The organism is Marinobacter sp. 1_MG-2023 (assembly GCF_030549045.1).
In the GTDB taxonomy this organism is placed as follows: domain Bacteria; phylum Pseudomonadota; class Gammaproteobacteria; order Pseudomonadales; family Oleiphilaceae; genus Marinobacter.
On the sequence record NZ_JAUOST010000002.1, the window covers coordinates 33,063 to 46,538 of the forward strand.

Here is a 13,476-nt window from a genome sequence, read left to right on the forward strand (position 1 = left end):
CAGGAAAGATCAATGTCCGATACAAAGACAGGCACAGTAAAGTGGTTTAATGAATCAAAGGGCTTCGGCTTCATAGCTCAGGATGGCGGTAGTGACGTCTTCGTACACTACAGTGCTATTACCTCGAGCGGTTTCCGCACCCTGACAGAAGGTCAGCAGGTGCAGTTCACCGTCACACAGGGCCCCAAAGGCCCCCAGGCGGAGAACGTAACCCCAATTTGAGGCTACACCGTTCGCCCTCTGCCCCTCACGGGCATGAGAAAAAACGCCGGCATTTTTGCCGGCGTTTTTATATTCATATCAAGCGCTTATAGCACGCTCTTTTATATTTTCCTGAATGGGCTTTATCTCTCCCACCTGCCCTGCAACCTGAGCGACGGCGGAAAACAGCGCCTGCAGAGTTGCGGAAGTGGTATCCTCGGCCAGCGCAGCAGCACTGCAATGCTTTCCGTCTGCAGTCAGGCGTATACAAGCCAGAGCATTGGCACCTGTGCCTTCTCCAAGGGCAAATTCGTCATACGCTTCTACCGCTATTTTAAACCCGAAACGGTTCTCGAGCGCAGAAGAAACCGCCTCCACCGCACCGAGACCGCGACCTTCAAGGCGCACAGGAGCCGACTCAAAACCGAACGTAACTTCAGCACGCACGCCCTGGTCATCCCGGTGCAAATCATAGGCACGCAGCGCCCATTCGTCATGGACCTTCAAATAGCGTCGTTCGAACAGGCTGTGAATGGACATTGAGTCAATTTCGCCGCCGTTGGTTTCTGCAGCCTTCTGAACCACCTTACTGAACTCGATTTGCAACCAGCGTGGCAAGCTGATGTTGTAATCCCGTTCAAGGACATAAGCGACACCGCCCTTGCCCGACTGGCTGTTAATGCGCACAACTTCCTCATATCGGCGGCCCAGATCGAACGGATCGATTGGCAGATAAGCCACATTCCAGGTGTCTCCCTCTTTTCTTAGCGCCAGACACTTGCGAATCGCGTCCTGATGACTTCCGGAGAATGCAGTAAAGACCAGTTCGCCAGCGTAGGGGTGGCGTGGATGAGTCGAGATTTCAGTGCAAGCCTCAACAACCTCGGTAATCTCCGACATACCGGACAAATCCAGCTCAGGATCAATACCCTGGGAATACAGGTTCATGGCCATGGTCACCAGGTCCATATTACCTGTACGCTCTCCGTTGCCCATTAACGTTCCTTCAACACGGTCTGCACCGGCCATAACAGCAAGCTCTGCAGCAGCAACACCGCACCCTCTGTCGTTGTGGGTGTGCACACTGATGCTGACGTGCTCGCGCCGAAGAATTTTGTGACAAACCCACTCGATCTGATCGGCGAACACGTTTGGGGTAGCCATTTCTACAGTGGCAGGCAAGTTAATGATAACCGGCTGCCCCTCGTCCGGGCGCCATACCTCTGTCACCGCATCGATAACTTCAACAGCAAAGTCCAGCTCGGTTCCGGTAAAGCTCTCCGGGGAATACTGAAACGTCCATTCGGTGTCCGGATAGCGCGCCGCAAAATCCTTGACTACCTGAGCGCCGCGAACAGCGATATCACAGATGCCCCGACGATCCAGCCCGAACACCTGCTCCCGCTGAACAGTCGACGTAGAATTGTAGACGTGAACAATCGCGCTACGAGCACCGCGCAACGCCTCGTATGTACGTTCGATCAACTCTGGCCGGGCCTGGGTCAGCGCCTGAATTTTCACATCGTCGGGTATACGATTTTCTTCAATCAACTTACGACAGAAATCAAAATCCGGCTGGCTAGCCGCAGGAAATCCGATTTCGATTTCCTTGAAACCCAGCTTTACGAGCAAATCGAACATACGCTGTTTTTGCGCCACATTCATGGGCTTTACCAGAGCCTGGTTGCCATCGCGGAGATCCACAGCACACCAGGTCGGTGCCTTTTCGATAACCTTATCGGGCCAGCGGCGATCTTTTTTTGCTATCGGCCGGAAGGCTGGGTATTTGCGATGATCAAAAGCCATATCCTGGTACTCCGTTACGTTTCTCGGGTTTGCATCAATATGACTTAGCTTAACCTGTTCCTCGGGGCATTTGGTTGCTAAATTGAGGCCGAAAACGTACTTTTAGGGCTATATATTCCAACAATCTCTTCAATGCGGCCATTTTATGTCTCTAAAGCCCGAAATACTTGTTCAAATTGATAAAACCGACCGGCGTATTCTGGCCCAGATCCAGAAAGACGCTTCCCTCACCAACCAGCAGCTTGCAGAAAAAGTGGGGCTATCTCCTTCTCCGTGCCTGCGGCGGGTTCGGGCGCTTGAGGACGCAGGGATCATAGTGCGCACGGTAACGATTCTTGATCATAAAAAACTGGGGCTCTCCCTGACCGCCATTATCCTGATCGGAATGGACAGGCACACGCCTGAACGTTTCGCAGCCTTTGAAGAACAGGTCGGCGAATACCCTGAGGTTCTGGAGTGCTATCTGGTTACCGGGCACGATGCAGATTACATGTTGAAAGTGGTGGTGCCAGATATGGATCATTACCATCATTTTCTGCTCAACCGGATTACCCGGATCCAAGGCGTCAGCGGTGTTCACTCAAGCTTCGTACTAAAGCGTGTTATCGACAGCACCGCCCTGCCTCTTGGGTATCTGTCCTGAAGCCGAATACGCTTGCCCGATAACCACACTTGCCATCTGTACGTTATGCCGTCGGCTCCGTACAATAACCAACACTTTGCGAAACACCCTTCTATGAAACACCAATGAACGGAAACCACGATGCGAGCAAGCCGTTACCTGATTGCAACCCAGAAAGAGACACCTTCTGACGCTGAGGTTATCAGCCACCAGTTGATGCTGCGCGCCGGCATGATCCGAAAACTGGCGGCAGGCCTTTATACCTGGCTGCCCATGGGCCTGAGAACCCTGCGCAAGGTTGAGCGGATTGTACGGGAAGAAATGGACAAGAGCGGCGCGCAGGAAGTGCTCATGCCTGCAGTTCAGCCTGCGGAACTGTGGCAGGAGTCCGGTCGTTGGGAGCAATACGGTGGCGAACTGCTGCGAATGAACGACCGCCATGGCCGTGAATTCTGCTTCGGACCCACCCACGAGGAAGTTATTACCGATCTGATCCGCAATGAGCTGAAAAGCTACAAGGAGTTGCCCGCTAACTTCTATCAGATCCAAACCAAGTTCCGCGACGAACGCCGCCCCCGTTTCGGGGTTATGCGCGCCCGGGAGTTCATCATGAAGGATGCTTACTCCTTCCACGTTAGCGCAGAATCCCTGGATGAAACCTACCAGGTTATGCACCGCACCTACTGCGCCATTTTCGACCGCCTGGGCCTGGATTACCGTCCGGTTCAGGCAGACTCAGGCGCCATTGGTGGCAGCGCATCCCATGAGTTTCACGTTCTCGCTTCGTCGGGTGAAGACGACATAGTGTTCAGCACAGAGAGCGATTACGCTGCCAACATCGAAAAGGCCGAAGCGGTTGCCCCATCCGGCGAACGTGCTGCACCGACAGAAGAGCTTCAGGAAGTAGCAACCCCGGATCAGCGTACCATTGAGGCTATCTCACAATTTCTCAGTATTGACGCTGCCCGAACGGTAAAAACGATATTGGTTAAAGCCGAATCAGACGGCGAAGGCGATGCGGGCCTTATCGCCTTGATACTGCGCGGCGATCACACACTGAACGAAATCAAGGCGGAGAACCTGGAAGGAGTGGCAGAGCCTCTAACCATGGCAACCGACCAAGAGATCGAAGCGGCCGTTGGTTGCAAACCGGGCTCTATTGGCCCGATAAACCTGCAAGTGCCGGTTATCGTGGATCGCAGTGCAGCTCACGTGGCGGATTTCGTTTGCGGCGCCAACAAGGAAGGCTACCACCTGACTGGCGTTAACTGGGAGCGGGATATGCCACTTGGCCGGGTTGAAGACCTCCGCAACGTTGTAGAAGGCGACGCCAGCCCCGATGGCAAAGGCACACTAGAGATACGCAGAGGCATTGAAGTTGGCCATATTTTCAAACTGGGCAACAAATACAGCACCGCTATGAACGCCACGGTACTTGATGAAAATGGAAAAACCGTGATTATGGACATGGGCTGCTACGGTATTGGCGTTTCCCGCATTGTTGCCGCATCAATCGAACAGAACCACGATGACAAAGGCATTATCTGGCCCGATGCGATTGCTCCGTTCCAGGTGGCCATTGTTACGCTCAACGCCCATAAAACACCTGCTGTGGCCGAAGCCGGTGAGAAACTTTACGAGCAGCTAACGCAGGCAGGCTATGACGTGCTGCTGGACGACCGCAAGGAACGCCCCGGTGTAAAGTTCGCAGACATGGAGTTGATCGGCATCCCTCACCGTTTCGTGATTTCCGATCGCGGGCTTACCGCTGGCACTCTCGAGTACAAAGGGCGCAGAGACGCGGACAAGCAGGACATCGCAATCGAGGACGCTCTCCCGCTCCTCACCAAGGCATCGCCTGTCAAATAACCCCTGGTTCCGCCTGGCGGGCGGCTGCGTGTTCAGGTATGGACATTCAGCCGCCTACGATGCCCGGCTCCATTTCCAGATCTACACCAAAACGTTTCTTTACCGACTGGCGAATATCTGAGGCCAGCTCAAGCACATCCTGACCCGACCCACCCGAATGGTTGATTAACACCAACGCCTGGCGGTTGTGAACACCAACGCGGGCATTACGGTAACCTTTCCATCCACTCTGATCTATCAACCAGGCTGCTGCCAGCTTGACTGTCTCTTTCTGGGGGTAGCCGACGACACCAGGGTGCCCGGCCTGCAACCGGCTGAACTGCTCGCAAGAGACCACGGGGTTTTTGAAAAAGCTGCCAACGTTCGGAATAATATCCGGATCCGGCAGCTTGCGACGACGGACAGCCATCACGGCCTCGGCAACTGTCAGCGCATCCAGCCCCTGAGAAAGCGTGTTCCCCAGATATTCTTGAAGGTCTTTATAGCCAAGCTGTAAAGGTTTCTCGCGAGACAGACGAAGCCGGATCTCGGTAATGATGTAACGACCAGGCGAGCGCTTGAACAGGCTGTCACGGTAAGCAAAACCGCACTGCGCGTTATCGAGGCAAACAACTTCAGCGGATTTGCGGTCCAGTGCCGTCACTGAAACCAGCGTGTCACATAGCTCGACACCATAAGCACCTATATTCTGAACCGGCGCTGCGCCAGCAGTACCCGGTATCAAAGCGAGGTTTTCAATACCCCTGTACCCTGCACCAGCGGCATACAACACCGCTTCATGCCAGCTCTCACCGGCACCCAAAACAAGGGTTGCCCCGGTGTCGTCAACCTGTTCCCAACGACGCGCAGCTATCTGCATACGGATAACGAGGCCACTAAAGTCACCCCCAAAAACAAGGTTGCTTCCACCACCAAGCACCAGGGTTTCGAGCTCGTTCTTTTCCGCCCACGCCAGTGCCCGCCGTAAATCATCCAGGCTCACAACATCCATGTAATATCGTGCTGTTGCGGATACGCGCAGAGTATTGAGCTTTGTAAGCCCGACATTTTCCTGCAACTCCGCATGCTGGTTCACGCCAGACGCTCCTGAATATTACGGAGCAAGCCCTCACCTGCCTCTTCAATCAGATCAAGCACTTCTTCAAACCCGTCCTCGCCACCGAAATACGGGTCTGGAACCTCAGCCAGGCCGGAGCGGCCGTATTCCAGAAACAACTTAGGTTGCGTACCACCATTCTGGTGCCAGATGTCTTTCACATCAGCCAGATTTTGGCGATCCATCACAACCACGTAATCGAAGGTATCCAGGTCTTTTTCCGTGAATTGACGAGCCTTGAGCGCGCTTATGTCAAAGCCACGCTTTAATGCAGCTTCCTGTGACCGCTGATCTGGCCCCTTCCCTATGTGCCAGTTACTGGTACCACAGGAATCGATATAAATACGGTCCTGCAATCCGGCTTGCTCTACCAGTTTTCTAAAAACGCCTTCTGCAGTTGGAGAACGACAGATATTACCGAGACACACGAAAAGCACACTGGCAGGCTTACTCATACCCCGTTTTCTCCCTTCTCATCAGCTTTGGTCATCCAGGCTCTGACCCGCTGCAAATCTGCTTCGGTATCAACGCCTGCCGGTGGCGTACCGGCCGCTACCTCCACGTGAATCCTGGCACCATTATAAAGTGCTCGAAGCTGCTCCAATGACTCCACTTGTTCAGCAGGTGCCGGTGACCAGCTGACAAAACGACTGAGTACACTGGCCCGGTATCCGTAAATACCTATGTGCCGGAAATACCCGGCACCATCCCTGAGTGCAGCGCCAGCATTCAGGCCCGAAAGGTTACCTTCGCGCATATCGCTCCAGTGATCACGTGCCCAGGGAATGGGTGCCCGGCTGAAGTAATGCGCCATGCCATCCAGGTCAAACACCACTTTTACAACATTCGGGTTGAAAACCTGGTCGATGTCATGAAGGCGCTCGCAGAGTGTTGAGATGGCAGCCTCCGGGTAGCGCTCAAGGTTATCGGCAACCTGGTCTATCAAACGTGGCGGGATCAAGGGCTCATCGCCCTGAACATTAACAACGCGGTGGTCTGCATCGAGACCGAGTTTACGCACAACTTCTTCCAGCCGATCGGTACCGCTGACATGGTTGGATGACGTCATCACAACTTCGGCACCAAACGACTCGCAGGCGACCTGGATGCGCGGATCATCGGTCGCAACAACGACGCGGCTTGCCCGGCTTTCGGCCGCTCGCTCACATACGTGCTGGATCATCGGCTTGCCGGCGATATCAAGCAGTGGCTTACCGGGCAAACGGGTAGAGGCATATCGGGCCGGAATCACAACCGTAAAAGACATGGGGATTCGATCCTGCAGAGAGCTGTTTCAGTTTTTGTGAAGGCGTTCGTCGGTAGAAAGAGTGCGGGCCTCGGTGGCCAACATGACAGGAATGCCTTCGCGGATAGGAAAAGCCATGGCGTCCTGATAGCAAACCAGCTCAGTTCTGGCCTCATTGAGCTTCAGATCACCTTTACAGACCGGGCAGGCCAACAAGGCCAAGAGTTTTTTATCCATAGTTCAGTCTCACTGACAGTTAAGAAGTCGATGGCCCGCAGCACGCCCGCAATTTCGCAAGGACGGCTTCTGAGAACGCCGTTGGCAATTCAGCTTCAACATAAAGCACCCAGGCATTATCCGGGGCGAAGCCACGGCATTTGACCCCGTCTTTGGCCGTCATCACTAGCATGTGACCGGGCTCTGTGCCGAGATCCTCAGGGCGGAAGCGATGATGATCAGGAAAAGGCACGGCAATTGATTTTGCACCCAGGGCTTTGAGGGTATCGAAAAAGCGCGTCGGGTTTCCGATGCCCGCGATTGCACGAATTTTCTGACCTTGAAGGCTTTCGGGTGATCTGGTCTCACCTGTTTTCAGATTTACCAGGCGCGTTGGCTTGAGCCTCATGGCATACATTTGCGGATGTTTAATGCCTCCGAACGCGTGGGATGGGACAAGACCGTTTTCACCGGCGGTGTCAGTACCATTCACAACAACAAAATCCACGCTATTCAGACGGCTGACGGGTTCACGCAGAGGCCCGACCGGTATCAAGGCGCCGTTTCCTAAACCGCGGGCGCCATCAAAGACAGCCAACTCGATATCTCTCGGCAGCCGATAGTGCTGAAGACCATCATCACTAATGAGGACATCACCCAGGGCATTATCCAGCGCAAAGGCAGCACCCCGGCGGCGATCGGGATCAACCACAACCGGCACAGAGGTTGCCTGGGCGAGCATCACGGGCTCGTCCCCTGCAAGCGACGGCAGGGTGTCTTCGGTGACCAGAAGCGGATAGCCTGTCGCTTTGCCGCCATAGCCACGACTGAGAATAACCGGGCGCCAACCGGCAGACCGGATTTCATCAACAAGCCAGGCCGTTAACGGCGATTTCCCCGTACCACCTGCGGTGATGTTACCCACAACAACGACAGGAACAGGCAGCTTCTTTGAGAATGTATCACGGGCTTTTTGCCGCCGCGCTTCAGAGACCGCCCGGTACATCCAGGAAAACGGCGACAGAATAAGGAGTGGGCGACCCTTACCGTACCAAAGGCGCTCTATGAGAGAAGTCATGACTGCTCACGGAATTGCATCTGATGTAGCTGAGCATAGGCACCGCTACGGGCAAGAAGCTCGTCGTGAGCGCCAGATTCAATAATGCGACCGTTCTCCATAACAAGAATCCGGTCTGCCTTTTCAATGGTCGAGAGCCTGTGGGCGATCACCAGCGTAGTCCTACCCTGAATAACAGTTTCCAGCGCTTCCTGGATATGACGCTCCGATTCGCTGTCCAATGCTGATGTCGCCTCGTCCAGAATCAGGATAGGCGCGTCTTTAAGCAATGCCCTGGCAATTGCCAGGCGTTGTCGCTGTCCGCCTGAAAGCATAACGCCGTTATCTCCGATCATGGTATCCAGGCCATCCGGCATGCGATCGATGAATTCCAATGCATGAGCTTTCGCAGCGGCTTCGCGGATTTCATCCCGGGAGCAATTCCTGAGGGCACCGTAAGCTATATTGGCAGCGATAGAATCGTTAAACAGCACAACGTTCTGAGTGACCAAGGCAATCTGGGATCGCAGCGCCTTGAGAGAAAAGTCTTTAAGCGAATGCCCGTCTATCCTGATATCACCATCGGTGTACTCGTAAAATCTTGGCAGCAGGCTCACCATTGTTGACTTCCCGCTACCTGAACGCCCCACGAGCGCCACACTCTTCCCTGCCGGAATTTCGACAGAAACATCTTTCAGCACATCGTCGAGCTGATCCCGGTATCGGAAGGAAACCTTATCAAACTCGATATCCCCATCGACGCGTTCGGGCGCATAGGAACCCGGATCCTGCTCCGGAACCTCATCAACCGTTTCAAATACATCGTAGGCGGCCGCTACGCCTTTCTGGATCTTGGCGTGAACCGAGGTAACCTGACGGATTGGCTTGGCCATGGTTGTAGCAGCCGTGATAAACGCCACCAACTGACCTGTTGTCATCTCGCCGCGTATCTCTGGTGCAAGCATGGTCCAAACCAGCGCTGCAATCGCAATTGCCACCAGCGTCTGAATCACCGGAATACTGATTGCCTGGGTGGAAGCCATCTTCAGACTTTGCTTTAAGTTATTCTCGTTAACCTTCTGAAAACGCTGTTTTTCATACTCAGTTCCACCAAAAGTACGAACAACCCGATAGCCAGCAATAGACTCCGACGCCACATGGGTGATATCGCCCATAGAGCCTTGAATGCGCTGACTGATCTTGCGAAAGCGCTTGCTCGCATAGCTGACAACTGCTGCGATCAACGGACCAACGGCAAGAAATACCAGCGTCAGTTTCCAGTTTGTGTAGAGCATGAATCCGAGCAGACCTATGATTGTCAGGCCTTCCCTCAGCGTTATGGTTATAGCGTTGGTTGCAGCTTCCGCCACCTGCTCGACGTTAAAGGTCAGTTTTGATACCAGCCTCCCGGCCGCGTTCTCATCAAAATAACGAGATGGGAGTGTCATCAGACGATTGAATACATCATTGCGAAGCGCATTGATAACCTGCCGCCCCACGTAACTGATGAAATACTGGCTCATAAATGTTCCGACACCACGGAAAGAAAACACCCCGACAATCAGAAACGTCAGTAGCAAACGATTCTGATCCGTGGGGTTTTCGATGGCGGCGATGACATACTCCATGGCGGCTGCCATTCCAGTGGAGGCCGCGGCATAGATTACGTTGCCAACTACAGCGAGAGAAAATGCCAGCCAGAAGGGCTTTACATATGTCAGCAGTCGTTTGTAGGTCGGCCAGCTGTCACCAACCTTGAGGCTTTTGGGATCAGATAGCGACTCAGCACGACTCACTGGTTGTCTGCCTCACGCTCGGTGGTAATGCTCAGCCTGGAAAACCCCAGGCGACCTGCGACGTCCATCGCTCTTACAACATACTCATGGGGAGTACGGGCATCCGCAGTGATAATAAACGGCAGACCGGTGTCACCTTCAGCCAATTCTTTCACGCCCCGCTCCAGGGTCTCACGGCGGTTATTGACTAAGGTCTTGCTGTTTAGCACGTACTGACCTTCTGCGTTGATCACCACGTCGATTTGCTCCAACTCCGCGGGCGAAGCGGGCTCGCCACTGGCTTCAGGCAATTCCACCTGCAAATGACTTTCGCGAGTGAACGTCGTAGAGACCATAAAGAAAATCAGCAACAGGAAAACCACATCGATCAGCGGCGTCAGATCTACTCCGACTTCCTGGCTTCTCTGGCGTGTGAACTTCACGGTGCTCAGGCCCCTTCCACGTCGATTTCGCGGTCGCCATGAACAACTTCAACAAGCTTGATAGCTTCCTGCTCCATGCCCACAACCAGCTCGTCTACCCGCCTGATAAAATATCGGTGACATATCAAAGCCGGGATAGCGACACTCAAACCGGCCGCCGTAGTAATCAAGGCCTCGGAGATGCCACCGGCGAGGTTTCCGGCATTCCCTACACCGGCAAGCTGGATTTCAGCAAATACCTTGATCATGCCGATCACGGTACCCAGAAGACCAAGCAGAGGGGTGATTGTTGCAACGGTGCCCAAGGGGTTCAGGAAGCGCTCCAGATCGTGAATGACCTGGCTGGCCTCATGCTCAATGCTTTCCTTCATGATCTCACGGCCATGCTTGGCATTGATCAGGCCGCCGGCGAGAACACGACCCATCGGCGAAGAGCTTTGCAGCGCCTTCAGCTTTCGGCCATTAAGCTCTTTTTTCTTGATCCAGCGCCACAGCTCATTAATTGTCTGAGGCGGTGCAACCCTGGATGCTCTCAGCGTCCAGAAACGCTCCAGAATAATCGCAAGCGCCAAAATGGAACAGGCAACGATTGGCACCATCAGAATGCCACCAGCTTTCAACAGCTCGAACACGCTTGATCTCCCTGATTGTTTACAAGCCGCGCTACTTTAGCATAGCTGCCTGCCGAGGCCACACCCGGAATGTCACAGTATTTTACACTGATCTCTGGCCTGGCCCGGACCGCTGATCCAGAACGCGCTTTGGTTTCGAGTTTCCTCAATTTTAATGGTATCGCCAGTAATCGTCATAGTAAGCGCTCCCGAGCAGGCTGTATTGAATGCCTCGGCACCTGCCGCCCGGTAACGGGCTGTTATGTCCGGATGAGGGTGCCCGTAACGGTGGCGATAACCGGCGGTATAAACCACCTTGTCCGGGTTTAGTGCACTGACCCAGGCAATGGAAGATGAGGTTTTGCTACCGTGATGAGGCGCAATCATTACGAGTTCCGCCGGACGCTTCGCAGCCAATGTACTCTCTCGAGCTTGCAGGTACAGAGACTCTGTTGCCGCGCTGATATCGCCCGGAAAAATCCATTCAATGCCGGACGTCTCATGCCGGGCAGTCAGAACACAGGACGCATCATTGCCGGTCAACCCGTCGTTTGCCTGCCAGAAGTAAAGCGACAGTTCGCTTGTCAGGCTTTCTCCGCCGGCACAGCTTTGTACCTGTACCGATTTAAGCTTCTGATCCTTAGTGTGCCGCTCCAACTTTTCCCGAACAGCCTCAGGCTCACCAGTCAGGATTCGGCCTATGTCGTATGCATCAACAAGCACCCCGATACCGCCTGAATGATCGTTATCAGCGTGGCTTATAACCAACGTGTCAATTCGCCTTATACCCAGCGCCCGGAGGTTGGGCAGAAGTACCGACTCTACAGCCGAGAAAACACCTTCCACTTCGGGACCCGTGTCGTATAGCACTACTTTATCCCCAATTCGAAGCATCGCCGAGAGCCCCTGACCGACATCCCATATCCGCACTTCGGGGCTGGAGACACGAGGGTTTCCGGTATCCGAGGGCCCGCTGGCTAAAACCACCCACGCCAGCACGAAAACAGCGCCTGCAGCGCGAAACAACCTGATCGGAACGGTAATTACCAGCATGACCAGCAAAGCCAGGCCGGCAATCTCCGGTAGAGTCCCCCCAAGATCGGGCCATCTGATGCCCGCAACCCATTCGAGAAAGCTCCAGATCACCCCAAGCACCCCATCCATTGCCGGAATAATCAGGCCCGACAAGCCGGGAAAAAGAGCTACCGCAAGTCCGCCAGCAATCAGTGTCGGCATCACCACCAGCGAGACCCAGGGAATTGCAAGAACATTGGCAAGCAACCCGGCAACCGGCTGTCCCTGCCCCATGCCTTCAAGGATCGGCCAGAGCCCCGCGAACACAGCGCCTTGCGCGAGAACAAGGCCAGCGAGCCAGCCGGTACCGCCCAAACGGCCGGCAAAGACGCAAACAAGAACAGAAACCGCTCCGAAAGATAACCAGAAACCCTGGTCCAGAGGAGCAAAAGGATCAAGCAAGAGCACCAGCCCGAGCGCCACAACAATGGAATACCAGGTGGACACCTGCCTGGCCATCAACAGTAACCAGCCTCCGACCGTCACCATGACAAGCGCCCTGCGAGTAGGAACCGTAAAACCGGCAGCGAGCGCATAGAGCGTGCAACACAGGACAACCGCCAGGAAGACCCCAATACGCACGGAGCCCTCGCTCATGCTGTAAGTGGATACTGCAAGCAGGAGCCTGCGCGCCAAAAAGCCTGCACCCAGGGCCACCAACCCCAGGTGAAGCCCCGAGATAGCCACAAGATGAATGGTGCCGGTTGCTTTAAGCACTTCCCAATGCCGGGAGGAAAGGTGGCCCCGGTTCCCGATTAACAGCGAAGCAATCAACGGATAGTGCCGGGCGGCCGCAAACTGCCCATCAACCCACTGCGCCAGCCTGATATGAAAACGGTGATACTGGCACTGGAGTGAACAGGTTACAGAGGGATCCGGCTGGGCACTGCGCACGCTGCCAGTCGCACGATAGCCCTTCCGAAATAGCCAGTCTTCGTAGCGAAAACCCTCAGGATTCAGAGTGCCATGGGGCTGCTTGAGTACAACCTCCAGGCGCAAGCGGTGACCCGGAAGAGCACCTTCAGGCTGACCGTACCAGGCGAGACGTAGTTTTTTAGGCAGCGTATTGTTAGGCGCCGGGGTCAGTGAATGCCCGTACCATCGGGTTACACAGAAGCTGAAACGAATACTGTCAAAACTTCCGGTTTGGGGAAGATCACAAACGTAACCGGCAATGGCCGTTTTTTGACCTTCAAAACCGGAGGGAAGCCGCTCTTGAAGGCGCTCATACGCCCACAAGCCCGACCAGGCAACACCCAAAACGAGGCCGAACAAAAAGACCCTCACTAGCGGAAATGGTCGCAGATGATTCGGCAAGAACCATAATAAAGTTGGAAGTGTGAACACGAGCAGCCACACTGGAGGTGGCAACACCGTCAATCTATAAAGTAAGATGACGCCGCAGGAAAATGCGAAGGCGCACAGTACTGCACGAAAGACAGAGCCCTGCGAACCAGACC

13 protein-coding genes are annotated in these 13,476 nt (G+C 54.5%); 3 read left to right on the plus strand and 10 right to left on the minus strand.

Annotated features, from left to right (window positions below; all coding sequences use genetic code 11):
- Positions 1-12: 12 nt before the first annotated feature.
- The gene (locus Q4606_RS06370; protein WP_303593140.1) at positions 13-222 is read left to right on the plus strand and encodes a cold-shock protein; all 210 of its coding nucleotides are present in this window, start codon (positions 13-15) and stop codon (positions 220-222) included.
- A 78-nt stretch (positions 223-300) separates the two neighbouring features.
- Here Q4606_RS06370 and leuA read toward each other — a convergent pair whose 3' ends face one another.
- Positions 301-2,007, minus strand: coding sequence for a 2-isopropylmalate synthase (gene leuA / locus Q4606_RS06375; protein WP_303607038.1), 1,707 nt, complete (start codon positions 2,005-2,007; stop codon positions 301-303).
- 145 nt (positions 2,008-2,152) lie between these two features.
- On the opposite strand from leuA, the gene Q4606_RS06380 reads away from it, so the two are divergent.
- Positions 2,153-2,650, plus strand: a complete 498-nt coding sequence (locus Q4606_RS06380) for an Lrp/AsnC family transcriptional regulator (RefSeq protein ID WP_303593144.1) — start codon at positions 2,153-2,155, stop codon at positions 2,648-2,650.
- A 120-nt stretch (positions 2,651-2,770) separates the two neighbouring features.
- Complete coding sequence (locus Q4606_RS06385; RefSeq protein ID WP_303593146.1) at positions 2,771-4,498, plus strand: proline--tRNA ligase; 1,728 nt, start codon at positions 2,771-2,773, stop codon at positions 4,496-4,498.
- A 46-nt stretch (positions 4,499-4,544) separates the two neighbouring features.
- Here Q4606_RS06385 and murB read toward each other — a convergent pair whose 3' ends face one another.
- The 9 genes from murB to Q4606_RS06430 all read right to left on the minus strand — a co-directional run bounded on the left by murB (position 4,545) and on the right by Q4606_RS06430 (position 13,441).
- Complete coding sequence (gene murB, locus Q4606_RS06390) at positions 4,545-5,573, minus strand: UDP-N-acetylmuramate dehydrogenase (RefSeq protein WP_303593148.1); 1,029 nt, start codon at positions 5,571-5,573, stop codon at positions 4,545-4,547.
- Complete coding sequence (locus Q4606_RS06395; RefSeq protein ID WP_303593150.1) at positions 5,570-6,049, minus strand: low molecular weight protein-tyrosine-phosphatase; 480 nt, start codon at positions 6,047-6,049, stop codon at positions 5,570-5,572. Before Q4606_RS06395 ends, murB begins: the two co-directional genes overlap by 4 nt.
- A complete protein-coding gene (kdsB, locus tag Q4606_RS06400; RefSeq protein WP_303607039.1) occupies positions 6,046-6,861 on the minus strand; it encodes a 3-deoxy-manno-octulosonate cytidylyltransferase in 816 nt (271 codons plus the stop codon). Before kdsB ends, Q4606_RS06395 begins: the two co-directional genes overlap by 4 nt.
- A 27-nt stretch (positions 6,862-6,888) precedes the next feature.
- Positions 6,889-7,077 carry a Trm112 family protein gene (locus tag Q4606_RS06405; protein ID WP_303593153.1) on the minus strand — a complete coding sequence of 63 codons (189 nt, stop codon included), beginning with the start codon at positions 7,075-7,077 and terminating at the stop codon, positions 6,889-6,891.
- Positions 7,078-7,096: 19 nt separating this feature from the next.
- On the minus strand, positions 7,097-8,134 hold the full coding sequence (lpxK, locus tag Q4606_RS06410) for a tetraacyldisaccharide 4'-kinase (RefSeq protein ID WP_303607040.1): 1,038 nt from the start codon (positions 8,132-8,134) through the stop codon (positions 7,097-7,099).
- On the minus strand, positions 8,131-9,909 hold the full coding sequence (gene msbA, locus Q4606_RS06415; protein ID WP_303607041.1) for a lipid A export permease/ATP-binding protein MsbA: 1,779 nt from the start codon (positions 9,907-9,909) through the stop codon (positions 8,131-8,133). The genes lpxK and msbA overlap by 4 nt, the downstream gene beginning before the upstream one ends.
- Positions 9,906-10,331 (minus strand): biopolymer transporter ExbD, encoded by a 426-nt coding sequence (locus tag Q4606_RS06420; RefSeq protein WP_303593160.1) that lies wholly within the window; start codon positions 10,329-10,331, stop codon positions 9,906-9,908. Before Q4606_RS06420 ends, msbA begins: the two co-directional genes overlap by 4 nt.
- Positions 10,332-10,336: 5 nt before the next feature.
- Entirely contained in the window at positions 10,337-10,963 is a 627-nt protein-coding gene (locus tag Q4606_RS06425; protein ID WP_303593162.1) for a MotA/TolQ/ExbB proton channel family protein, read from the minus strand.
- A 72-nt stretch (positions 10,964-11,035) separates the two neighbouring features.
- Positions 11,036-13,441: a DNA internalization-related competence protein ComEC/Rec2 gene (locus tag Q4606_RS06430; RefSeq protein ID WP_303607358.1), complete on the minus strand. Its 2,406-nt coding sequence runs from the start codon at positions 13,439-13,441 to the stop codon at positions 11,036-11,038.
- Positions 13,442-13,476: the final 35 nt, after the last annotated feature.

Coding starts and splice junctions, on each gene's coding strand:
- Q4606_RS06370 (WP_303593140.1), top strand. CDS start 13: ATGTCCGATACAAAGACAGGCACAGTAAAGTGGTTTAATGAATCAAAG.
- leuA (WP_303607038.1), bottom strand. CDS start 2,007: ATGGCTTTTGATCATCGCAAATACCCAGCCTTCCGGCCGATAGCAAAA.
- Q4606_RS06380 (WP_303593144.1), top strand. CDS start 2,153: ATGTCTCTAAAGCCCGAAATACTTGTTCAAATTGATAAAACCGACCGG.
- Q4606_RS06385 (WP_303593146.1), top strand. CDS start 2,771: ATGCGAGCAAGCCGTTACCTGATTGCAACCCAGAAAGAGACACCTTCT.
- Q4606_RS06395 (WP_303593150.1), bottom strand. CDS start 6,049: ATGAGTAAGCCTGCCAGTGTGCTTTTCGTGTGTCTCGGTAATATCTGT.
- kdsB (WP_303607039.1), bottom strand. CDS start 6,861: ATGTCTTTTACGGTTGTGATTCCGGCCCGATATGCCTCTACCCGTTTG.
- Q4606_RS06405 (WP_303593153.1), bottom strand. CDS start 7,077: ATGGATAAAAAACTCTTGGCCTTGTTGGCCTGCCCGGTCTGTAAAGGT.
- lpxK (WP_303607040.1), bottom strand. CDS start 8,134: ATGACTTCTCTCATAGAGCGCCTTTGGTACGGTAAGGGTCGCCCACTC.